This window comes from Streptomyces cirratus (genome assembly GCF_014650775.1).
Lineage (GTDB): Bacteria > Actinomycetota > Actinomycetes > Streptomycetales > Streptomycetaceae > Streptomyces > Streptomyces cirratus.
Genome location: NZ_BMVP01000021.1, coordinates 1 through 22,730 on the forward strand (window position 1 = coordinate 1; position 22,730 = coordinate 22,730).

Below are 22,730 nucleotides of genomic sequence, written 5' to 3' on the forward strand. Positions count from 1 at the left end.
TTCTTCGCGACCCAGCGCATCGCGTACGCGGCGGACCGGTCGACCTTGGACGGGTCCTTGCCCGAGAACGCGCCACCGCCGTGGCGGGCCATACCGCCGTAGGTGTCGATGATGATCTTGCGGCCGGTCAGGCCCGCGTCACCCATCGGACCACCGATCTCGAAGCGGCCCGTCGGGTTCACCAGCAGCCGGTAGCCCTCGGTGTCCAGCTTGATCCCGTCCTGCGCCAGCCGGTTCAGGACGTACTCCACCACGTGCTCGCGGACGTCGGGCGTCAGCAGGGAATCGAGGTCGATGTCGGCGGCGTGCTGGGTGGACACGACGACGGTGTCGAGGCGGACGGCCTTGTCGCCGTCGTACTCGATGGTGACCTGCGTCTTGCCGTCCGGGCGCAGGTACGGGACGGTGCCGTCCTTGCGGACCTCCGTCAGTCGGCGCGAGAGGCGGTGCGCGATGTGGATCGGGAGCGGCATCAGCTCGGGCGTCTCGTCGCAGGCGTAGCCGAACATCAGGCCCTGGTCGCCGGCGCCCTGCCGGTCCAGCTCGTCCCCCTCGCCTTCGACGCGCTGCTCGTAGGCGGTGTCGACGCCCTGGGCGATGTCGGGCGACTGCGCGCCGATGGACACCGACACACCACAGGAGGCGCCGTCGAAACCCTTCTCGGAGGAGTCGTAGCCGATCTCCAGGATCTTGCCGCGGACGAGCTGCGCGATCGGCGCGTACGCCTTCGTGGTCACCTCTCCCGCGATGTGCACGAGACCGGTCGTGATCAGCGTCTCGACCGCGACGCGCGAGGCCGGGTCCTCGGTGAGGAGCGCGTCGAGGATGGTGTCGCTGATCTGGTCAGCGATCTTGTCGGGGTGGCCCTCGGTCACGGACTCCGAGGTGAACAGGCGACGGGACACGGGCGGATTCCTTCTGTGGTGTGGGCGGGAGGCGACAGTCTCCGAACCCTCTGGAGATCCACTCGAAAACCGGAAGCGGCCCTGCCCACACGGCCCCCTCGACCCGGCGGTGTGGCCCGCCTCACCAGGCGAGGCCGCCGTTGACCTCCAGGACGTGTCCGTTGACGTAGGCCCCGGCGTCGCCGGCGAGGTAGACGGCGGCCTCCGCGATCTCCCGGCCGGTGCCCATGCGGCCCAGCGCGACCTTCGGCGCGTACGTGCTCCACACCGCCTGGTTCTGTTTGAGCAGCCGCCCCATGCCCTCGTCGACGAAGCCGGGCGCCAGGCAGTTGACGACGATGCCCTTCGGCGCGAGCTCCAGTGCGATGACCTTGCTGAACATCTCCACCGCCGCCTTGGTCGCGCAGTACGCGGACGCGCCCGGGGCGGGCCGGCTGCCCAGCGCCGAGGACATCGTGACGATGCGGCCGTTCCCGCTCCGCTCCAGGTACGGCACGGCCGCCTGCACGCAGTGGAAGAGGCCGTTCAGGTTCGTGTCGACGACCTGCGCCCAGTCGGCGCCCGCCAGTCCCGCCGCGGGTCCCGGCCGGCTCAGACCGGCGTTGGCCATCAGGACGTCGACCCCGCCGAACCGGTCCGCCGCCGCCTCCATCAGCGCGCGCACCGATGCGGGATCGCGCACGTCGGTCTGCCGGAAGACGGCGCGGCCGTCCAGGTGTGCCAGGGCCCCGTCCGCCCCGGCCCCGCCGCGCGCGCCGACGACGACCCGCGCACCCTCCGCGACGAACGCCTCGGTGATCTTGAGGCCGAGGCCCTTCGTCCCGCCGGTCACCACGGCGACCCGGCCCTCCAGTGCCCCCATCAGGTACCGGACCGCACCGCGAACCGGTCGCCGCCGGCCCGGGGGGCCGCGGCGGCGGGCGGCCCGGGGGCGCGCCTGGGGGCGGGGCTCAGCAACCGGGCCCGGAGCTGCCTGAGTTCCGGCGAGGGTTCCATGCCCAGTTCGTCGGCGAGGACCCGGTGGACGTTCTGGTAGGCCCGCACGGCTTCCGCGCGCCGGCCGGCGGCCACCAGGGCCGTGATCAGCCGGCTGTGGAACCATTCGTTGAGCGGGTAGTCGTTGGTGAGCTTGCGCAGCTCCGGGATGGATTCGCGGGTCAGGCCCAGCTGCTCCTGCGCCTCGATCCGGATCTCGAAGGCCCGTACCCGCAGCTCCTCCAGGTGCACGAGGTGGCCGGTGAGCACGTCGCCGACGGGGTGGTTCGACAGGGCGGGCCCGCGCCACAGGTCGAGCGCCTGCCGGACGCTGCGCAGCGCCGCGCCCGGGTCGCCGCCCCCGAGCTCGCCACGGGCCTGGGCGACGAGCCGCTCGAAGACGCGGATGTCGATCTCGGCGTCGTCGGCGAGGATCCGGTAGCCGGGCGGGCTGGTGACGATCAGGGAGCGCCCGGCCGGCACCAGGTCCTCGCTCACCAGCATCCGGCGGGCGTGGTACACGTACGTCTGGAGGGTGGTGACGGCGCTGCGCGGCGGTGCGTCGCCCCACAGCTCGTGGATGAGCGCTTCCGCCGTGACGATCTCATGGGGCCGGGTGAGCAGCAGCGCCAGTGTCTGGCAGACCTTCGGGGTTCCCGGCCGGTACACCCGTCCGTCGTCGGAGACGATCTCGAACGGGCCGATGAGATTGAAACGCATGGGAGGTGGCTCCTCGTCGACAGAACGGCGGCGGCGGCCGGACGGCCGTCGACGGATGGGGCCGCCCCGCCGGATCGCTCCGGCGGGGCGGCCGTCACCGCGTGGTCCGCGCCGTCACTCCTCGCCGAGCAGGTAGCGGATGTGCTTGACCAGCTCGCCGATGTCCTCGCGCAGCAGGCTGTAGTGGTCGGCGTCGAGGTCGATCACCGTCGGCGGCTCGGCCGAGTAGCCGCTGCTGTTCTCCAGGAACGAGTAGTCGTCGCCCACGGCCTTGAAGATGCTGATCGGCGCCTGGAGGGTGCGCTCGGCCAGCTCGTGGAAGGAGTACTCGAATTCGTAGGTCTGGCCCACGACCGAGATGATCCGCCGGGCGAGGTCGACGTCGATGCCCTTGAGTTCGCTGATGAACTCGGCGAAGGACGCCTCGTCCGTCACGGTCTCCAGGCACTTCTCCAGGTCCGGACCGGAAATGGTGCCGGTGAAGACGGAGAACAGGATCGTGGTGTAGCCGCGGTTGGCGAAGGACGCCTCACGGCCCCACACCTTGCCGTTCTCGGCGCGCACCTTCGGGGAGCCCGGCGCGATCAGGAACAGGTTGTCCACCTTCTCGCCGGCCTGCTCCAGCTGGTAGGCGGTCTCGAAGGCCACGCGGGCTCCGAAGGAGTAGCCCCACAGGGTGTAGGGGCCGCTCGGCTGGAGCTCCTTGATGGCCTCGATGTCCGCCTTGGCCATCTCGACGATCGTCTCGTACGGGGTCTCCCCGTCGTTGATGCCGTGCGACTGGACGCCGTAGAACGAGCGGCCGAGGCCGATCTCGCCGGCCAGGGTGCGCAGGTTCATCGGGTAGCCGCCGAGGCCCGGCCAGCAGATCACGGGCTTGGCCTTGCCGGTCTCCGCGTGCAGGCGCACCAGGCGCGAGGACTCCTGGGCGACCTCGCGCTCCAGGCGCCGGGCGAGCTTCTCGACGGTCGGCGACTCCAGGACGCTCTGGAGCGGCAGGGAAACGCCGAGCCGGGAGTTGAGCTCGCGGATGAGACCGACGGCGATCAGCGAGTTGCCGCCGGACTCGAAGAAGTCGTCCTGCACGGAGACGCTCTCGCGCCGCAGGGACTTCGCCCAGATCGCGCTGATCTCCTTCTCGGTCTCCGTGCGCGGGGCCACGAAGGGGCGTTCGACGAGCTCGGCGTTGACCTGCTCGGAGGCGGCCAGCGCCTTGACGTCGACCTTGCCGTTGGCGGACAGCGGCATCCGCTCGAACACCACGACCCGGTTGGGGATCATGTAGTCGGGCAGGAAGCTGACGAGGTCGTCGCGGATGAGTTCGGCCGGACCGCGCATGTGGACGCTGTCCTCGCGCATGCCCTGGTGGCCGACCTGCTCGTCGCTGATGCGGCCGCCGACGAAGAAGTACATCGGGCCGCTCTCGACGCCGCCCGCGGCGAGGACGGCGTCCATGCGGCGCGAGGCGGGCAGCGGGTTGCCGGTCTTGGAGCTGTAGCCGGAGGACATGAAGCCCAGGTTCAGCCCGTTCATCATCAGGTGCTGGAGCTTCTTGCCGAGGGTGATGTAGTGCAGCCACTCCTCGGGGGCGCGGCTGTACACGCTGATGCCGAAGCTCGCGGCCTGGTACACCGACTGGTTGATCGCGATGACGTGCTTCTTGAGGACGATGTCGTCCGAGAAGTGGGTCAGCTCGCCGTCCGCGTAGCGGTACAGGGCCTCGGGCAGGCCGGCGATCTTGCCGCCGTGCGTCTGGACGTAGACCTCGGCGTGGTCCTCGCGCGGGCCCGCGTGCGGGACGAGCTCGAAGGTCCCCAGGTAGTAGTCCTCGTCGGCGACGTCCAGCAGGTCCCGGACGGCCGGCTCGTAGGCGCGGTCGTGGATGTCGAGGCCGTAGGCCGGCAGGACCTGCTCGAAGAGGCCGACCATGTGGCCGGTCTCGATCTCCAGGACCTCGAGGATGTTGTTCTTGTAGACCGGCTCGATGCCGCTCTTCTTGCCGATGAAGTGGATCTGCGCGGTGGGCTTGCCGGTGGCCTCGCGCTCGCTGATCAGCACGAGCTGGTGGCGGACCGGCTGGTAGTAGTAGTAGCCCGGCTTGAGACCTGCGACGCCCTCCAGCTCGAAGTACATCTGCGTCGCGTACAGCGCGCCCGGGGAGGCGTAGCCGTACTTCGGCAGCAGCCGCTCCTCGCTGACGAACTGGCCGAACCAGCGCAGGATCTGTCCCAGTTCGGCGGGGGCCAGGTCGGCCGCCTTGCGCGAGTAGCCCGCGGTGACCTTGGCGCCGAGCAGGTCGATCAGGTCGGCCCGGGTGACCTCGCCGCCCTCGTAGAAGCGGTAGGTCTTGCGGGCGAAGACGCGGGCGCGCTGCTCGGGGGTGGCTTCCGCGCCGGGCAGGTCGTAGGCGGTGCGGGCGGCCAGCTCGGCGTCGTCGCGCAGGCCCGGGTTGGACAGCTGCGCCTTGACCTGGAGCTTGCTCTTCTTCGAGGCGTGGTGGGAGCCGTGGTTGCCCTGGTCCATCAGGGCGGCTTCCTTCTCGCTCAGCTCCACGCAGGCGATCAGGTTCTGGAAGCCGGTACGGCTGTCGTTCTTGACGATGACGGCCGCGTTGCGGACCCACTCGTGGTTCTCGATCGCGAGGGAGATCTCGTCGAGTTCGACGCGGTAGCCGCGCAGCTTGACCTGGTTGTCGGCGCGGCCGGCGAACTGCACGGTGCCGTCCGGGTTCCACTGGCCCAGGTCGCCCGTCTTGTAGAGGCGGGTGGGGGCGGCGCCGTCGCCGAGGGGGATCTCCAGGAAGCGGTCGGCGGTCAGGTCGGGGCGGTGCAGGTAGCCGCGGGCCAGCTGGACGCCGCCGATGTACAGCTCGCCGATCTCGCCGACGCCGACGGGCCGCAGGTCCTTGTCGAGGATGTGGTACTCGGTGCGGTGGACGGGGCTGCCGATCGAGATCGACTGGGGGCCTTCGTCCAGGTCCTCGGGGACGACGGTGTACGAGGAGGAGTTGATGGTGCACTCCGTCGGCCCGTACAGGTTGATCAGGGCGCGGCCCGGTATCTCGCGGGTGACCTGGAGCGCGAGGTTGCGCGAGAGCGCCTCGCCGCCGCTGAATATCTGCCTCAGCGAGGAGCAGGCGTCGAACTTCTCGGTGTCGATGAGCGCCTGGAGCAGCGTCGGGACGCACTGCAGGGTGGTGACGCCGTGCTTGTGGATGGTCTCGATGAGGCCCTCGGGGTCGGCGTAGACGCCGGGGGCGCCCATGACGACGGTGGCGCCGTTGGCCGGGGAGAGGATCTCCCACTGGGCGGCGTCGAAGCTCATCGGGGTCTTCTGCAGGATGACCTTGCTGCGGTCGATGCCGTGCGCCTCGCGCAGCCAGCCGAGCTGGTTGACGACGCTGCGGTGCTCGATCATCACGCCCTTGGGCTTGCCGGTGCTGCCCGAGGTGTAGATGACGTAGGCGAGGCTGTCGGGGCGGGCGCCTTCGGCGGCGGGCGCCGGCGTGCCCCCCTCGGGCAGCACGAACGCGTCGGAGTCGCGCAGGGTGACGACGGTGACGTCCTTCGGCGCGAGTTCGCGCAGCCGGGACACCAGGCGCTGCTGAGCGAGGATGATCTTCGCCTGGCTGTTCTCGATCATGTACCGGAGCCGGTCCTCGGGGTACTCCGGGGACAGCGGCAGGTAGGCGCCGCCGGCGGACAGGATGCCCCAGGCGCCGATCATCAGGTCGAGCGACGGCTCGACGAAGAGGCCGACGCAGTCGTCCGCCGAGACACCGAGATGTCTCAGGTACTCGGCCAGGGCCGAGCTTCTGGCTGCCAGTTCGCGGTAGGTGAGGCTCTGGTCGCGGTAGACGACAGCGGTCGCCTCCGGGTGCTCCGCGACCCGCTCGGCGAGCAGGTCCGGCAACGCCTTGGTTCCCAGAAGGGTGGGCTCGAGCACGCTGGTCTCCTGAAAGGTCATTTCTCGCTTCCTTACTTCCTTCGTGGAACAGCGGGCGTGCTCGACGCCCGCGTGACCGGGGCCGCGCTCCTCGGCGGCAGACCCGGCCTGCAGCGGCTCACCGCGGTGCGGACGACACCCGCGGGCCGGGGAACACCGCGGGGGGTGAGCCGGAAGAGCCGGACGGCGGCCCGGCGTGAAGAAACCGACGGACAGGGGACCAGTGGCGCTCCCCCGGGAGAGCTGTCCGGGGCGGTGCGCGACGCGCAACCGCCCCGGGGTACGGGCGGGCCCCCTCGGCCCGCCCGTCCCGGCCCTACCGGTCCTGGAGCAACCGGGTCACCGATCCGTTCTCGAACACCTCACGGGCGGCACCGGCGATGAGCGGGGCGATCGACAGGACGGTGACCTTGTCCAGTCCGAGTGCCCCGGGCACCGGCAGGGTGTCCGTGAAGACGAACTCGCTGACCCGCGAGTTCTTGAGGCGGTCCGCGGCGGGGCCGGACAGCACCCCGTGCGTGGCCGCCACGATGACGTCCCGAGCGCCCTGGGCGAAGAGGGCGTCGGCGGCGGCGCAGATCGTGCCACCGGTGTCGATCATGTCGTCGACGAGTACGCAGTCGCGGCCCTCGACGTCACCGACCACCTCGTGGGCGGTGACCTGGTGGGCCACGTCCTTGTCGCGCCGTTTGTGGACGATGGCCAGCGGCGCGCCCAGCCGGTCGCACCACCCGTCCGCGACCCGGACGCGGCCGGCGTCGGGCGAGACGACCGTGAGGTTGTCGCGGTCGGCCTTGGCGCCGATGTGGTCCGCGAGGACCGGCATCGCGAACAGGTGGTCCACCGGCCCGTCGAAGAAACCCTGGATCTGGTCTGCGTGCAGATCGACCGTCAGGATCCGGTCCGCACCGGCCGTCTTGAGCAGATCCGCCACCAGACGGGCCGAGATGGGCTCGCGGCCGCTGTGCTTGCGGTCCTGGCGGGCGTACCCGTAGAACGGCAGGATCACCGTGATGCTGCGGGCGGAGGCCCGCTTCAACGCGTCGATCATGATGAGCTGCTCCATGATCGCCTTGTTGATCGGCGCGGTGTGGCTCTGGATGACGAAGCAGTCCGCGCCGCGCACGGAGGCGTGGTAGCGGATGTAGATCTCGCCGTTGGCGAAGTCGATCGCCTTCGTCGGGACCAGCGCCGTACCCAGCTCGGCCGCCACCGCCTGCGCCAGCTCGGGGTGCGCGCGCCCCGAGAACAGCAGCATCTGACCTGGACTGCTCACGCGGAACCGGCCTCGGCCAGCGTCGGGTAGTCGGTGTAGCCGCGGTGGTCGCCACCGTAGAAGGTGGTGGTGTCCAGTGCGTTGAACGGGCCGCCGGCGCGCACGCGCTCCGGCAGGTCCGGGTTGGCGAGGAACGCCGCGCCGAACGCGACGGCGCAGGCGACGCCCGTCTCCAGCGCCTCGACCGCGGTCTCCGCGGTGACCTGGACGCCGAGGTGCTCCGGGTGCGGGCTGAGGATGATGGTGCCGGTCCACTGCGCGCGCAGGGCCTTGGTCTGCTCGCGGTTGCCGGCCTCCAGGACGTGCAGGAACGCCAGCGGCGGCAGGGCCGCGACCAGCGCCTCGTACAGGGCCGCGGTGTCGCCCTCGACGATGTCGTTGTACGCGTTGGCGGGCGAGATGCGCACGCCGACCCGGTCGGCGCCGATGCGCTCGGACACCGCGTGGATGACCTCGGTGGCGAAGCGGATGCGGTTCTCGATGGAGCCGCCGTACTCGTCGGTGCGGCGGTTGGTGTTGTCCGCCAGGAACTGGTGGAGCAGGAAGCCGTTGCCCGCGTGGACCTCGACGCCGTCGAACCCGGCCTCGACGGCGTTCTGCGCGGCGTCGGCGAAGTCCTTGACGGTGTCCGCGATCTCCTCGCCCGTCAGCGCGTGGGGCTCCTGGTAGTCGAGCGCGCCCTCGGGGCCGAAGCACTGGCCGCCCGCGGTGACCGCCGAGGGTGCGACCGACTGGTGGCCGCTGGGGTACAGCGACGGGTGGCCGATGCGGCCGGCGTGCATGAGCTGCGCCACGATCTTGCCGCCGGCGCGGTGCACCGCGTCGGTGACCTGCTTCCAGGACTCGGTCTGCTCCTGCGAGTACAGGCCGGGGCTGTTCATGAACCCCTGGCCGACGACGCTGGGCTGGATGCCCTCGCTGATGATGAGGCCGGCACTCGCCCGCTGGGCGTAGTAGGTGGCCATCAGCTCGGTGGCGAGGCCGTCGGGGGTGGCGCGGTTGCGGCTCATGGGCGCCATGACCAGGCGGTTGCCCAGGGACAGCTTGCCCAGGGTGACCGGCTCGAACAGCTTCTCGGACATCGTGTGTCTCCTCATCGAGGTCATATCGTGGTGCGGACGTACGGCGGCGTGAGCGGGGTGGACGGCCCCAGTGCCGTGGCCGGGAAGGTTTGCCGTGCCGGGCGTCGCGACCCGGTGAACCTTTCCGGTCACAGCACTAGCGGCCCGCGCGTTCGGCGAGGTGCGCGGCGTGGGCGACGGCCAGGCGGCCGGCGGCCTCGGCGCAGGAGGCGAGGACGGCCATGTTGGCTCGCGCCGAACGCCCGTCGGTGGCCGCGTCCACGGCCCGCATCAGGTACTTGGTGATGCCCTGGCCGGAGACCCCGTCGGCGGTGGCCTGGGCGACGGCGGCGCGGATGGCCGTGTCGACCTCGGTGGAGTCGATGGCGTCCTCCTCCCTGACCGGGGTGGTGATCAGGAAGGAACTGTTGTTGCCCAGCGCCCAGTGCGCCTCGACGGCGCGGGCGATGACCTGTTCGTCGTCCAGGCGGTGGGGCGCCCGGTGGCCGCTGGTGCGGCAGTAGAAGGCGGGGAAGTCGTCCGAGCGGTAGGCGACGACCGGGACGCACTGCGTCTCCAGGTACTCCAGCGTCAGCCCGAGGTCGAGGATCATCTTCGCTCCGGCGCAGACGACGGCGACCTTGGAGCGGGTGAACTGGATGAGGTCGGAGGAGACGTCCCAGGTCTCCTGCGCGCCGCGGTGCACGCCGCCGATGCCGGCGGAGGAGAAGAACGCGATCCCCGCGAGCTCGGCCGCCACGACGGAGGACGCCACGGTGGTGGCGCCGAGGCCGCCCTTGGCCAGTACGAGCGGCATGTCCCGGCTGGAGACCTTGGGGATGTCCGGCAGGGAGGCGAAGCGCTCGATGTCCGAGTCCGACATGCCGACGCGGATCTCGCCCGCCTCGATGCAGATCGTCGCGGGTACCGCACCGCCGGCCCGTACGGCGTCCTCCACCTTGCGAGCGGTGGCCGCGTTGTCGGGGTAGGGCAGGCCGTGCGTGATGACGTTGCTCTCCAGGGCGACGACGGCCGCGCCGTCGTGGAGGGCCTCACGGACTTCCTCGGTGTAGACGACGGGGATGCCGCTGCTTGCGCTCATCGAAGGTCTCTCACTTCTCGTTCCAGTAGCCGGGCGGCTTGACCAGCAGGTCCCGGCGGGCTGCTATCTCGGTGAGGACGTGGGCGTCCCAGTCCTCGGGTTCGACCGGCTCCAGCGAGATCGAGACGGTGTCCTCGCCGGTGGCGAAGGTCCGCGTCACCGCGGCGGTGACCGCGTCGTCGATCGCCCGGATCTGTTCGGCCGTGAAGTCTCTCGGGTAGTGCCGGACGTGGACGTGGGGCACGGGACTGGGTTCCTCTCCTGATCGGTGGCGGACGGGTGGCACACCGAGGACGGGGGAGACCTCGGTGTGCCACCGCCACTCCCGGCCCCCACCAGGGGGGTTTCGGTGGGGCGGGGAGTTCGGGGGAGGAGCTCCGGCGCGTCAGGCGTCGACGGGCTCCCGCGCACTGGCCCTGGCCGCTTGCCTCTTGGCCCGGCCGGGGCGCGGCTGGGCCAGGATGACGGCGGCGACCACGGTCAGGGCGCCGACGAGCTGGAGCGGCGACAGGGCCTGGTCGAGGACGAAGTAGCCCAGCAGGGTGGCCGCGAGCGGCGAGGCGAAGCTCAGGAACGAGACGGCCAGCGCGGGCAGCCGTTCCATGCCGCGGAACCAGATCGCGTAGGCGAACAGGGCCCCGATGATGCCGAGGTAGGCGAAGCCCGCGAGGTTCTTGCCGGTGATCGTGTCGGGCAGGCCCTCGCCGATCAGGGCGACCGGCAGGAGCACGAGGCCGCCGACGGTCAGCTGCCAGCCCGTGAAGGTCAGCAGGCCCACCCCTTCGGGGCGGCCCCAGCGCTTGGTCAGCACGATGCCGGAGGCCATGCTGAGCGCGCCCAGCAGACCGGCGATGACACCGGTGGCGTTCAGGCCGGCGTTCGGCTGGAGGACCAGCAGGGCCACGCCGGCGGCGCCGAGCGCGCAGGCGACCAGGTGGATCTGCTTGATCTTCTCCTTGAGCAGCAGGGCCCCCAGGAGCAGCACGATCATCGGCTGGATGGACATCACCAGCGCCGCGACCCCGCCCGGCAGGTGGTACGCCGCGACGAACAGCAGGTAGAAGAAGGCGCCGATGTTCAGGACGCCGAGGACCAGCGCCCGCCACCACCAGATGCCGCGGGGCAGCGTCCGGCCGATGAGTACGAGGATCAGGCCGGCGGGCAGGGCCCGCAGCAGGGACGCCAGCAGCGGGCGGCCCTCCGGGAGCAGCTCGGTGGTGACCAGGTACGTCGAACCCCAGATGGCGGGGGCGAGCGCGGTCAGCGCCGAGTCGCTCAGTGCGCGGCTCTTCATCGGACCACGGCCGAGTCGGTCGTGCCGAAGAAGCGGTCGCCGAAGTCACCGATGCCGGGGATCATGAAGGCGTTCTCGTTGAGCCGCTCTTCGATCGACGAGGTGACGATCTTGACGGCGGGGTGCTTGGCGTGGACCGCCTCGATGCCCTCGGGCGCGGCGAGGAAGTTGACGAACACGATGTTCTCCTCGCGCACGCCCGCGTCGAGCAGCAGGCCGATGGCGGCGTTGGCGCTGCCGCCGGTGGCGAGCATCGGCTCCAGGAGCAGTACCTGGCGGTGCGCGATGTCGTCCGGGAGGTTCTGGTAGAGGTAGTGCGGGAGCTTGGTGGTCTTGTCGCGCTGGATGAGTATCTTGCCGACGCGGATGTTGGGCACGACGGAGCGCAGCTCGTCCACCATCGAGTCCCCGGCCCGGATCACGGGCACGGCGCACAGGTCCGGCGTGAACTTCAACCCCTCGAAGGTCTCGCCGACCGGCGTGATCACCTTCTGCTTGTCGAACGGCAGCAGATCCAGCGCCGATTCGAGCAGGAGGCGGATGATGCGCCGGGAGTAGAAGACGAAGTCCGCGCGCGAGGCGTCACGGTCTCGGATGATGGTGTGCATCGCCCGCAGCTGGTTGGTCTGCGGAAGCGGGTGGACGTTGTGGTGGCCGGTCGCCATGAGAACCTGCTTCTCGTCGGTCGGTGGAGACGGGCTGCGGCCGGGCCCGGTGGGGGGTGTCCCGGGCGGCCGCAACCACGGTCGGGGTGCCGTTGGTGTCAGGCGCTCTCGCCGGCGATCTCGGCGAACGCCTTGCGCGACTCGGCCACGAACTTGGCGACCTTCGCGCGGTCCTTGCGGCCGTCGGCGCCTTCGAGGCCCGTGTGGGCGTCGACGGCGGCGGGCTTGACGAAGCGGATGGCGTCGGCGACGTTCTCCGCGTTCAGGCCGCCGGCCATCATCAGGGGCTTGGGGGAGCGGCGCACGAGCTCGGCGCTGACGTTCCAGTCGTGGGTGAGACCGGTGGCGCCCTTGGCTCCGGTGGCCGGATTGAAGGTGTCGGTGATGAACATGTCCACCGAGTCGGCGACGTCGTCGACGAGCTGGAGCAGCTCCTCGGCGTTGTCCTCCTTCACGACCAGGCTCTTGAGTACGTACAGGTCGGGGCGGTTGGCCTTGAGCTTGCGCAGCTGCTCCGGCTCCACGTCACCGTGCAGCTGGACGGCCTTGACGCCGAGCTGGGTGGTGAAGGCGCTGATCTCGTCGGCATCGGTCATGTAGCTGATGAGGACGCCCTCCTGGGGGGCCGTCAGACCGCCGATGATCTCCGTCGCCGCCACCTCGGAGATGTCGTCCTTGCCCGACGGGAGGCGGAGCGGGAACCCGAACCAGTCGACGCCCTCCTCGGCCAGCAGAGCGGCCTCGTCGGCGTCGATGATCCCGGCGACCTGCACCAGATCCTTCACGTCACTCATGTGTGATTCCTTTTCAGATGAAACTGAATGAACAGAACGTTTACGGGCAGTGAGTACGAAGGACGTGCCCCGGTATGACGGTTTTCGGTACACGTCGCGGGATGCTCTCCAAAAGCCTCGTTGGTACCGATCCGTGGGTCAACGGGCTCTATGTCAGATCCGCGTCAACCTTCCTCACGTCTGTGTCAGAGACCGTCACGAACAGCGCAACTGCTTCCATCCACAAGGCTGTTGGGCGAGGGTGAACGCGAGTACGGTCAGCGGCCGCGGCGGCCGGCGCGCCCCCGGACGAGGGCGATCCCCCAGGCGGCCCGGCGGCGCATCAGCGTGGACAGGGGCGGCCCGGGGTGGCACGGCACGGGGTACATCAGCTCGGGGAACCAGAGGGCGGCACGCTGCCGCGCGGGATCGCGTACGGGTTCCCGCACCGGCTTGCGGCGGGCGGCGACGAGGTGGCCGGTGATCCCGGTGCTCACCACTGCACCCCGGTCAGCTCGGGCAGGCGGTCCCCGGCGTCCCACACGACGTGGAAGGCGACGTGGCTCAGCCGCCAGCCGGCCCCCGTGCGCACAGCGCGGGCCCGGCAGTACCCGCCCACCTCGAAGGGCGCCGGCGGCCCGTCGGGCCCGTCGCCGGGCCCGTGCAGGTGCCGGGTGAGCTGCTGGACCCGCAGCGTGGCCCGGTCGCCGTCGAGGCGGATGTCGTGGTTGGCGCTGATGTGGTGGGTGCGCGACCAGCGCGCCCCGGCCTCCCGGCGCAGCACGGCGAAACCCTCGACGCCCGTGCAGGTGCCGACGGGGAAGGCGAAGACGGCGTCCTCGGTGAACAGCTCGTCGAACGCCGCCCCGTCGGGTCCGGCGTGGATCCCGGTGTCGAGGGCGCCGACGTAGCGGTCGAAGAGGTCCCGCAGCTCGGCTCGGTCGCGCAGGACCCGTACCTGCGCGGACAGATCCGCGAGCTCGTCGTGGATCGATGGCATGGCCGCTCCTGTTCGGGAATCGGTGGTCGATTCGGTCATGTCCGGGACTGCACGAACTCCTTGACCGACGCGACGACGTAGTCGAGCATCTCGTCGGTCAGCGCCGGGTACACCCCGACCCAGAAGGTCTGGTCGGTGACGATGTCGCTGTTCGTGAGGTCGCCGACCACGCGGTGCGGTTCGCCGATGTAGGCCGGGTGCCGGGTGAGGTTCCCGGCGAACAGGCGCCGCGTGCCGATCTTGCGGTCCTCCAGGAAGTCCACGAGGGCCGCCCGCGTGTAGGGGGCCGCGGGGTCCACGGTGAGGGCGAAGCCGAACCAGCTCGGGTCGCTGCGCGGGGTGGCCTCGGGCAGGATCAGGTGGGGCACCCCGTCCAGGCCCTCGCGCAGCCGGCGCCAGTTGCGGCGGCGGGCGTCGCAGAAGTCGTCCAGCTTGTCGAGCTGGGTGAGGCCGAGCGCCGCCTGGATGTCCGTGGCCTTCAAGTTGTAGCCGACGTGCGAGAAGATGTACTTGTGGTCGTAGCCCTCGGGGAGGGTGCCCATCTGGTACTTGAAGCGCTTGAGGCACTTGTTGGTCTCGCCCGGCTCGCACCAGCAGTCCCGGCCCCAGTCGCGCAGCGATTCCACGATCCGCGCGAGCGCCAGGTTCGAGGTCAGCACGCAGCCGCCCTCGCCCATCGTCAGGTGGTGGGCCGGGTAGAAGCTCACCGTCGTCATGTCGCCGAACGTTCCGGTGAGCTGCCCGTCGTAGGTGGAGCCCACCGCGTCGCAGTTGTCCTCGATGAGGAACAGGTCGTGGTCGGCGGCGAGCCGGGCGATCTCCGCGACCTCGAAGGGGTTGCCGAGGGCGTGCGCGATCATGATGGCGCGAGTCTTGGGGCCGATCGCCTGCGCGACCCGGTCCGCCGTCGTGTTGTAGGTGCCCAGCTCGACGTCCACGAAGACCGGGACGAGCCCGTTCTGGATGATCGGGTTGACGGTGGTGGGGAAGCCGGCGGCGACCGTGATGACCTCGTCGCCCCGCTTGAGGCGCCGGTCCTCCAGCAGGTGCGAGGTGAAGGCCGTCATGGCCAGCAGGTTGGCGGAGGAGCCCGAGTTGGTCAGGTGTGCCTTGCGGTGCCCCAGCTTGCGGGCGAAGCGCGACTCGAACCTGCGCGAGCTGGGTCCGGCGGCGATCCGCATCTCCAGGGCCGCCTCGACCAGCGCGGTGCGGTCGCGTTCGTCCAGTACCGCGCCGGCGGGCCAGATCTCGGTGGTGCCCGGGACGAAGGGCCGGTCGGCCTGCGTGTCCTGATGGAACTTCACGGTCTCGTCGAGCACGAGGCCCTTGTGGATGTTCATGACGTGATCCCTTCCCGGCGCTCTCGCGTCGCCGGTCGTTCGAAGCCTCGGCCGGCCCGTGCAGGGCCTGGGCCGGGCCGTGGCCTAGGCCGGCCGCGGGGCGGCGGGGTCGTCCCGCCAGGTGCGTGCGCCGCCGAAGGTGCGGTCGCGCTCGGGGCGGTGCCGGCCCGGTCGGGCGGGCCCGGCGCCCGCCGTGCCGCCGTACTGGCCCTCGTAGGCCGCGGCCCGGGCGAGGACGACGGCGGTCAGGGCCGCGAGTTCGTCGGTGTCGGGCCGGCCCGTCACCACGCGGACGAACCGGCCGGGATCGTTCCTTCTCACAGGGTGCTCCTCGTCTGGTGCTGTGGCCGGGAAGGTTTGCCCGGTCGCGGCGTCCGGTGCGGTGCGGTGCAAGGCGGAGGGCCGTGGCCCGTACCGGACGTACGCGCACGGTCCGACAACGGTGGGGGCACCTCCCGGCGGTAGCTGGGGGAGAGGTGCCGTGCCGGGCGCAGCGACCCGGTGAACCCTCCCGGTCACAGCGCTGGGCGGCCCGCGGGGCCGCTGGTCAGACCACGGTGTCGCTCGGGGCGTCCGGCACCGCGCCCACCGACGGGGCGGCGGTCCGCGTCGTGTGGACGCGGGCGTCCGGCAGGATGCGCCGGACCAGGCCGCCGAGCACCCGGCCCGGCCCCACCTCCACGTACCGGTCGGCGCCCGAGGCGGCGAGCGTCGCGACGGCCTCCGTCCACCGCACCGGCCGGGTCAGCTGGCCGCGCAGCGCGACGACGGCCTCGGCGGCGGTCTCGATGCGCCCCCCGGTGACGCTGGAGACCAGCGGCAGCTCCGGGTCACGGAAGGCGGTGGCGATCAGGGTCTCGGTGAACTCCGCCTCCGCCTCGCGCAGCAGGCTGGAGTGGAAGGGGCCGCCGGCCCGCAGCGGCCGTACCCGCGCCCCGGCCGCGCGGGCCGCCTCGGTGAGGTGGGACACCGCCCCGGCCTCCCCGGAGACCACCGTCTGGCGGGGTTCGTTGTCGCCGGCCACCTCGACGACCTGGTCCGTCGCCGCACGGGACTCGGCGCACAGCCTCACCAGGTCCCGGCGGCTGAGGCCGATGACGGCCGCGGTCGCGCTGCCGACCCGGTCGCCGACGGTGGCGACGAGTTCGCTGCGCAGCCGGACCAGCCACAGCGCGTCTGTCCATTCCAGGACCCCGGCGGCGACCAGCGCCATGTACTCGCCGAGGCTGTGTCCGGCGACCGCGTACGGTTCGAGGCCCTCGCCGCGCAGCACTTCCAGGGCCGCCAGGCTCGTCAGGAACACGGCCGGCTGCGCGACGACCGGGTCCTCCAGGTCCCGGTCGGAGCCGTCCCGGCAGATCCGGGCCAGCGGGATCCCGAGGAGGTCGTCGGCGGCGCGGAAGTAGGTGTCGGCGAGCTGCGGCCGCCGGGCGAGCAGCTCCCTGCCCATGCCGGCGCATTCGGAGCCCTGGCCGGGAAACACGAAGGCGGTACGGGTCATCCGGTCACGTCCTTAATCTGCGGTCAACTGGCGAGTGGCGTGCGGTCCGGCCAGGGGGCGGACGCACCGCACACGGAACCTCCGGCGGCCAGCCAGCTGTCGGGAACCCAGCGGACGTCGACCACCGCGGGGGCGGGCCCGGCCACCGCCACGGCGGCGGCGTGGGAGGTGTCGGCGGGGATGCCGACCATGGTCCAGTCGTCCGGGTGCCGGTCGTGGTCGGTGCCGAGGTAGTCCTCGGCGGGTGAGCGGCTCAACCCTGTCCCGAGTCCCTTGAGAAACGCTTCTTTTCGAGTCCAGATCTGGCCGAAGAGCTGTCGGCGGGCCTCACCGGCCGCGGCCCGGGCGATCTCCAGCTGCTCGTCCGGGTGCAGCGCCTTCGAGCAGATGTCGACGGTCTCCACTCCGGGCAGCTTCTCCACGTCGACGCCGAGCGGCACCGTGCCCACGCCGACCAGTGCGACTCCCCCGCTGTGCGAGAGGGAGTAGTGCAGCGGTGGCGGCGGCGGGGACATCGCGGGGCGGCCGTGCGGTTCGCCGCAGCCCGGGCAGGGCTCGCGCATGAAGCGCACGTCCTGCGGCAGGGTCGCCGTGTACCGGCCGAGCAGCCGGCGCACCGCGACGTGGGCGGCGGCGTAGAGCATGCCGTCGGAGCGCCTGATGAAGGCGTCCGTGCGCTTGCGCTCCTCCGCGTCCAGCTCCGCGACGGCCAGCGCTTCGGCGTCGGCCCCGGTGGGGCGGCGCACGAGCCACAGGTCGACCCGGTCCGGGGAGAGGGTGAAGTCGGCGTCGGGCAGGCCGAGGTGGTTGACGGTCGGGCGGGTGGCCGGGCGCAGGGTGGTCGTCGTCATGCCGGCACCGCTGCGCCGTGCAGGTGGGACTCCGGGCCGAACTGGCCGACGAGGCACTCGATGAGCTCCTGCGCGCTGTTCGCCGTCAGCAGCCGCTGGAGGTTCAGGTCGACGCCCAGCACCGCCTCCATCCGGTACTGCAGTTCGATTCCGGAGATCGAGCCGATGCCCAGGCAGCCCATCGGGCGGCCCGTCGTGTCGACGCGGTGAGGCTCGATGCCGAGGATGCGGCCGAGCTCCTCGCGCACGTACTGCTCCAGCATCCGGGTGCGCTCGCGCCTGCCGACGGTGTGCAGCAGGGTCACGTCCGGCGGGCTGATGTGGACCAGCCCGCTGTCCGTCTCATATGTGTGCGACATGTGAAGTGTGGTCATGATGCTTTCCGTTCACGGCGTACGGGTGTCCCCGTGCGCCCGGGGGCGGGGAGGTGGGGAAGTCGGTTGCGGCCGGTCAGGGCGCTGAGTGCGACGCCCGCGCCGGTCAGGCCGACGGCGGTGACCAGGGCGAGCGCCGCGTCCCGGTCGGCCGGGTACAGCGCGGCGACGGGGACGGCCGTCAGGGCGGCGCCCAGCTGGACGCAGGTCTGGTAGAGCGCGCCGGCCGGCTGCCGGTGCTCGGGTGGGAGCCCGCCGGTCGCCTGGAGGTGCAGGGCGGTGAAGGCGAGGACGAAGGCGGCGCCGACGCAGCCCGTCGCGGGCAGCAGGTCGGTGAAGCCGGGGCCGCCGGGGCCGGCCCGCGGGTAGAGCGCGTAGCCGAGCGGCGCCGCGACGGCGCCCGCCGCCACGGCCCGGGCGGGTCCCAGCCACGACGCGAGCCGGGCCGAGTACAGGGCGCTCACCGCGAGGGGGGCGCCGGCCGGCAGGAAGGCGAGCGCGGTCTGCCAGGGGGTCGAGCCCGCCCGGTGCAGGTCCAGCGCCGCCACCAGCAGGAAGGCCACGTACGAGCCGTTGAGCGCGGCCGCGCCGATCGCGGAGCGCACCAGCGGTCCGTGGCCCAGCAGCCCGGCGGCGAGCAGCGGGCGCGGGGAGGCCCGTTCGGCGGCGACCAGGACGGCTGCGCTCAGCAGCGCCCCGGCGAAGGCGGCGCCCGCGCGGCCGGGTTCGCGCCCCGTGCCCACGGCGCAGGAGAGCCCGTACAGCAGCAGTGCCACCGCGGCGCCGAAGGCGAGGCCCGCCGCCGGCGCGAGGCGGGTGGCCCGTGCCCCGGGCCGCGGAGCGGGCCCGTCGCGCGGGACGAGCCGCAGGCCCGCGGCGAGCAGGAGCAGCGCGACGGGGGCCGGGAAGGCGAGGGTCCAGCGCCAGCCGACGCCGGTGAGCAGGCCCGACAGCAGCAGGCCCGCGCAGAACCCGGCGGCGCCGAAGAAGGAGTAGAGGGAGACCGCCCGGCGGCGGTCGGGGCCCTCGGGGACGGCGGAGACGAGGATGGCGAGTCCGGTGGGAGCGGTCAGCGCGACACAGCCGCCCTTGACGACGCGGGTGGCGATGAGCACCGCCGCGCCGTCGGCGAGGGCGCCGGCCAGCGAGGCGGCGGCGAAGAGCAGGAGGGCGGCGAGGTAGACGCGGCGCCGGCCCAGGCGTTCGACGAGCCGGCCGCCGAGGAGCACCAGCGAGCCGAACCCGGCGGCGAAGGCGCTGAGAACCCACTGGAGTCCCGGCACGGGCAGCCCGAGGCCGTCACCGATCCACGGCAGCGCCACGACGGTCGCGGACACCTCCAGGGCGTCGACCAGCATGTTCGCGGAGAGTACGGAGACCAGGGCCCAGCGGGTCCCGCTCCGCCCGGTCCCGGCCGGGGAGGTGGTCGAGGACTGCATGCTCTCGCTCCGGCGTGGGGGTGGGGAACCTGAAGGGACGAGAAGGAACGTGAAGGGCGGCCCGGCCGGGGAGGGTTCCCCGGCCGGGCCGCCCGTGGCCGGCGTGGCGTGGGTGTTTCACGCCGGCGGCCTCGGGGGGGCGGTACGCGGCGGCGGTCAGCCGAGCAGCGTCCCGCCGGTGGCGTCGACGAACGAGCCGGTGATCCAGCGGGCTTCGTCGGTGGCGAGGAAGGCCACCACGTCGGCGATGTCCTCCGGCTCTCCGACCCGGTTGAAGGCGGACAGCGCCGCCATCTGTTCGACGGCCTCGGGGATGTCGAAGACCGGGTTGCCGTTGCGGGTGATGCCGGGGGCCACGGAGTTGATGGTGATGTTCCGCGGGCCCAGGGACTTCGCGAAGTGCAGGGCGAGCTGTTCGAGTGCGCCCTTGCTCATCGCGTACGCGATCTCGTCCGGGTTTGCGAACCGGGTCAGGCCGGAGGAGATGTTGACGATCCGGCCGCCGTCGGGCATGTTCCGCAGCGCCCGCCGGATCAGGAAGAACGGGGCCTTGGCGTTGACCGCGAAGATCCGGTCGAAGTGCTCGGGGGTGATCTCGGCGGCGCTGGTGGCGCCCATCACCCCGGCGTTGTTGACGAGGATGTGCAGGTCGGTGCTGCCGGTCCGGTCCAGCAGGCCTTCCTCCAAGTCGGCGAAGAGGCCTTCGACGTCGCCGTCGACGCCGAGTTCGGCGCGGATGGCGAAGGCGCGGCCGCCGTCCCGCTCGATGGAGGCGACGACCTCGTGGGCGGCCGCCCCGTCGGTGGCGTAGTGGACGGCGACGAGCGCGCCGTCCTGCGCGAGCCGGCCGGCGACGGCGCGGCCCATGCCCCGGCTGGAGCCGGTGACCAGCGCGGTACGGCCGGTGAGCCGTTCCATGCCGTTCCTCCTCTTCCCCGCGGCCGCCGTCGCCGATGTGCGCGGCGTCGGCCGGTCGTGCGACTCCTGCGACTCCCGCGACTCCCGCGATGGAGCCGCGGACCGGGCGGCCGGGCGCGCGGTACGGGGCGACGCGGGCCCGAACCACCGTTCCAGGGCGGCCGTGAGGCCCGTTTCCCCGGGGCCGTCCGACCAGACGACGTGGCCGTCCGGCCGGATCAGCAGGGTGCCGGTCGCGCCGGTCGCGCCGTCCGCGCCGTCCGCGCCGGCGGATCCGTCGGTGGGCAGGGCCGTCGCCACGCGCACCCGGTCCGTCCAGGGTTTCGCCAGGGCGCGCAGTTCCTCCCGGCGGCCCTCGTCACCCGGCGCGAGGAGCAGCAGCCCCTGCCCCGAGCGCAGCAGCGCGAAGGTGGTGGTCGTGCCGTCGCCGGTGACCGCTGCGCCCCGGGGGGCGCGCAGGCCCAGCATCCGGCCGTCGCCGGGGCCCGCCTCGTAGCGCACGTCGAGCCCCGAGACGGCTCCGGCGAGGTGGGTGCGTACGTCCTCGTGCCCGGTGAGCTCGGCGAAGACCTCCCGGACGGCGTCGACTTCGGGGCCGCCGAGCAGCAGCAGCGCCTGGGTCCGGACGTTGCTCCGGACGGCCTGTCCGACGGCGTGCCGCTCCTCGTGGTAGCTGTCGAGCAGCTCCTGGGAGCCGTGTCCGTTCAGCAGCGCGGCCAGCTTCCAGCCCAGGTTGAAGGCGTCCTGGAGGCCGAGGTTGAGGGCCTGGCCGCCGATGGGCATCTGCTGGTGCGCGGCGTCCCCGGCGAGCAGGAGCCGGCCGCGGCGGTAGTCGGCGGCCTGCCGGGAGGCGTCGCCGAAGGAGTCGACCCACTGCGGGGTGCCGGAGCCGATGTCCTCCCCGGTGACGCGCTTCCAGGTGTCGGCGACCTCCTGGAAGGAGGGTGTTCCGGGGCGCGGCGCGCTACCGTACTCGTGCACCATGACGCGGGTGACCCCGTCGGGGCGCCGGGCGGCGATGACCAGTCCCTGCTCAAGGCGTTCGAAGCGGCGGGCCGGGATGTCGATGCCCGCGACGTCGGCGCGCAGGAGTTCCCGTTCGGCGTCGGTGCCGGGGAACTCGAAGCCGCCCAGGCGGCGCACGGCGCTGTTCTCGCCGTCGCAGCCGACGGCGTACTCGCCCCGTACGGTCAGCCGGGTGCCGTCGTCGGTGCGTACGTCGGCGACGACCCCGTCGGGGGTGACGGTCAGCCCGGTCAGTTCGTGCCCGCGCCAGACGTCGGCGCCGAGGTCGGCGGCCCACTGCCCGAGCACTTCTTCCAGGCGGGTCTGGGGGACCTTCCACTGGCCCGGGTAGGGCGTGGGCAGGCGGAGGTCGAGGGGGATCCCGCCGAAGTGGCCGGCGGGGTCGTTCGGGACGTCGTCAAGCCGTTCCAGCAGGCCGCGGATGTCGAGGATCTCCATGGTGCGGGCGTGGAGGGTGGAGGCCCGCGATTCGGTGGTCGGCGCGGTGAGCTTTTCGAGGACCACCACGTCCGCGCCCGCCAGCCGCAGCTCCCCGGCGAGCAGCAGTCCCACCGGTCCCGCGCCCACCACGATCACCTGGGTGTCGGTGTAGTCCCCAGCCATGATCAGTCCCTGTTCTTCTCGGCGTACGCCTTGGCGTGCCGCAGCGTGGCCAGGCTGTTGGTGCTCAGCGCGGTGCGCACGTACTGCCGGGCGTCCTCGACCGTCGCCCCCTCGCCGAGCACCTTGGCGATGTTCGCGGTGTTCAGGGTCACCGTGTGCTGCGAGGACGCGGCCACGCCCCCGTCGTTCTCGGTGAAGGTCCAGTACCCGGTGTGCAGGGTCATCAGGGCCGGCAGGGTGGTCTGCTTGTAGGCGATCCGGGTGTGCGGGAAGGTCACCCGGTAGGACTTGGTGGTGTGCAGCGACCCGTCCTTCGCGCGGGTGTCCATCTCCAGTTCCTGGAGCCCGGGGGTGTCCTCCGTCAGCCGTACGCTCGCCACGTGCGGCAGCCGGTCGGGCCAGGCGCCGGCCTCGTTGACGAAGTCGTAGACGTCCTTCGCCGAGCCGTCGACCTGGACGGTGTCCTCGAAGGAGAACGTCAGGTCCTCGGCGGCGTGGGCCAGCTCGAGGTTGGTCTTGAGCGCCGCGAGTTCGGAGCGCGAGTTGCGGTCGACGGCCTCGTCGATCCACGCGAGGTGCGCGGGGTCGTCGTCCACGGCCCGGTAGTCGTGCAGCAGCCTGACCCGCGACTCGCCGGCGGAGAGCGCCTCGACGACCCAGGCGCCGCCCATCGCGGCGACCGGCGGGGCCGGCAGTTCCTGGCGGAAGGTGATGCGCAGGGCCTCGGGGTCCAGGGTGCGGCGGGAGGTCCAGTTCTTGGCCTCGCCGTTGGCGGTGGCCCAGATGCGGATGTGCTCCTCGCCGGCGCCTTCGGCGATGTGGTCGACGTAGATGGTCGGAGGGAAGATCCGGGGCCAGTTCCGGACCTCGGCGATCAACCGGTAGACGGCGGTGGCCGGGGCCGAGACCGTGATCTCGTGCTCGACTTCGCGCAGGCCGGGCTGCGACATGCTGGTGGCTCC

Annotated in this window: 21 protein-coding genes; all 21 read right to left on the reverse strand. The window is 71.9% G+C overall.

All coding sequences use genetic code 11. The annotated features are described in order from the left end of the window. A partial coding sequence (metK, locus tag IE207_RS30060; protein ID WP_190187489.1) for a methionine adenosyltransferase occupies positions 1-905 on the reverse strand: 905 nt, incomplete at its 3' end. A 121-nt stretch (positions 906-1,026) separates the two neighbouring features. Beyond that, on the reverse strand, positions 1,027-1,767 hold the full coding sequence (locus IE207_RS30065) for an SDR family NAD(P)-dependent oxidoreductase (protein WP_190187490.1): 741 nt from the start codon (positions 1,765-1,767) through the stop codon (positions 1,027-1,029). Further along, a complete protein-coding gene (locus IE207_RS30070; RefSeq protein WP_190187491.1) occupies positions 1,767-2,600 on the reverse strand; it encodes an AfsR/SARP family transcriptional regulator in 834 nt (277 codons plus the stop codon). The genes IE207_RS30065 and IE207_RS30070 overlap by 1 nt, the downstream gene beginning before the upstream one ends. Positions 2,601-2,714: 114 nt before the next feature. Further along, the gene (gene bpsA, locus IE207_RS30075) at positions 2,715-6,566 is read right to left on the reverse strand and encodes an indigoidine synthase BpsA (RefSeq protein ID WP_190187492.1); all 3,852 of its coding nucleotides are present in this window, start codon (positions 6,564-6,566) and stop codon (positions 2,715-2,717) included. A 295-nt stretch (positions 6,567-6,861) separates the two neighbouring features. After that, positions 6,862-7,803 (reverse strand): ribose-phosphate diphosphokinase, encoded by a 942-nt coding sequence (locus tag IE207_RS30080; protein WP_190187551.1) that lies wholly within the window; start codon positions 7,801-7,803, stop codon positions 6,862-6,864. Between the two features lie 14 nt (positions 7,804-7,817). Then, positions 7,818-8,903 (reverse strand): alkene reductase, encoded by a 1,086-nt coding sequence (locus tag IE207_RS30085; protein ID WP_190187493.1) that lies wholly within the window; start codon positions 8,901-8,903, stop codon positions 7,818-7,820. Between the two features lie 136 nt (positions 8,904-9,039). Then, a complete protein-coding gene (locus IE207_RS30090) occupies positions 9,040-9,984 on the reverse strand; it encodes a pseudouridine-5'-phosphate glycosidase (RefSeq protein ID WP_190187494.1) in 945 nt (314 codons plus the stop codon). A 10-nt stretch (positions 9,985-9,994) separates the two neighbouring features. Next, positions 9,995-10,228 carry a tautomerase family protein gene (locus IE207_RS30095; protein WP_190187495.1) on the reverse strand — a complete coding sequence of 78 codons (234 nt, stop codon included), beginning with the start codon at positions 10,226-10,228 and terminating at the stop codon, positions 9,995-9,997. 141 nt (positions 10,229-10,369) lie between these two features. Further along, a complete protein-coding gene (locus IE207_RS30100) occupies positions 10,370-11,278 on the reverse strand; it encodes an EamA family transporter (RefSeq protein ID WP_190187496.1) in 909 nt (302 codons plus the stop codon). Further along, positions 11,275-11,943, reverse strand: coding sequence for a uracil phosphoribosyltransferase (gene upp, locus IE207_RS30105; protein ID WP_190187497.1), 669 nt, complete (start codon positions 11,941-11,943; stop codon positions 11,275-11,277). Before upp ends, IE207_RS30100 begins: the two co-directional genes overlap by 4 nt. 98 nt (positions 11,944-12,041) lie before the next feature. Beyond that, positions 12,042-12,737 carry a phosphoribosylanthranilate isomerase gene (locus tag IE207_RS30110; RefSeq protein ID WP_229874152.1) on the reverse strand — a complete coding sequence of 232 codons (696 nt, stop codon included), beginning with the start codon at positions 12,735-12,737 and terminating at the stop codon, positions 12,042-12,044. Positions 12,738-12,994: 257 nt separating this feature from the next. Continuing rightward, positions 12,995-13,213 carry a hypothetical protein gene (locus IE207_RS30115; protein WP_190187498.1) on the reverse strand — a complete coding sequence of 73 codons (219 nt, stop codon included), beginning with the start codon at positions 13,211-13,213 and terminating at the stop codon, positions 12,995-12,997. Then, entirely contained in the window at positions 13,210-13,716 is a 507-nt protein-coding gene (locus tag IE207_RS30120) for a nuclear transport factor 2 family protein (protein WP_190187499.1), read from the reverse strand. The genes IE207_RS30115 and IE207_RS30120 overlap by 4 nt, the downstream gene beginning before the upstream one ends. Positions 13,717-13,751: 35 nt before the next feature. Further along, positions 13,752-15,056 carry a lipopolysaccharide biosynthesis protein RfbH gene (gene rfbH / locus IE207_RS30125; protein ID WP_190187500.1) on the reverse strand — a complete coding sequence of 435 codons (1,305 nt, stop codon included), beginning with the start codon at positions 15,054-15,056 and terminating at the stop codon, positions 13,752-13,754. An 84-nt stretch (positions 15,057-15,140) separates the two neighbouring features. Then, on the reverse strand, positions 15,141-15,377 hold the full coding sequence (locus IE207_RS30130) for an acyl-CoA carboxylase subunit epsilon (RefSeq protein ID WP_190187501.1): 237 nt from the start codon (positions 15,375-15,377) through the stop codon (positions 15,141-15,143). Positions 15,378-15,603: 226 nt separating this feature from the next. Further along, positions 15,604-16,557 (reverse strand): ACP S-malonyltransferase, encoded by a 954-nt coding sequence (locus IE207_RS30135; protein WP_190187502.1) that lies wholly within the window; start codon positions 16,555-16,557, stop codon positions 15,604-15,606. 23 nt (positions 16,558-16,580) lie between these two features. After that, the gene (locus IE207_RS30140; RefSeq protein ID WP_190187503.1) at positions 16,581-17,408 is read right to left on the reverse strand and encodes a 4'-phosphopantetheinyl transferase family protein; all 828 of its coding nucleotides are present in this window, start codon (positions 17,406-17,408) and stop codon (positions 16,581-16,583) included. Next, complete coding sequence (locus tag IE207_RS30145) at positions 17,405-17,782, reverse strand: acyl carrier protein (RefSeq protein WP_190187504.1); 378 nt, start codon at positions 17,780-17,782, stop codon at positions 17,405-17,407. The genes IE207_RS30140 and IE207_RS30145 overlap by 4 nt, the downstream gene beginning before the upstream one ends. Continuing rightward, complete coding sequence (locus tag IE207_RS30150) at positions 17,779-19,221, reverse strand: MFS transporter (RefSeq protein ID WP_190187505.1); 1,443 nt, start codon at positions 19,219-19,221, stop codon at positions 17,779-17,781. The genes IE207_RS30145 and IE207_RS30150 overlap by 4 nt, the downstream gene beginning before the upstream one ends. A 156-nt stretch (positions 19,222-19,377) precedes the next feature. Further along, complete coding sequence (locus tag IE207_RS30155) at positions 19,378-21,768, reverse strand: SDR family oxidoreductase (RefSeq protein ID WP_190187506.1); 2,391 nt, start codon at positions 21,766-21,768, stop codon at positions 19,378-19,380. 2 nt (positions 21,769-21,770) lie between these two features. Continuing rightward, positions 21,771-22,718, reverse strand: a complete 948-nt coding sequence (locus IE207_RS30160) for an aromatase/cyclase (protein ID WP_190187507.1) — start codon at positions 22,716-22,718, stop codon at positions 21,771-21,773. Positions 22,719-22,730: the final 12 nt, after the last annotated feature.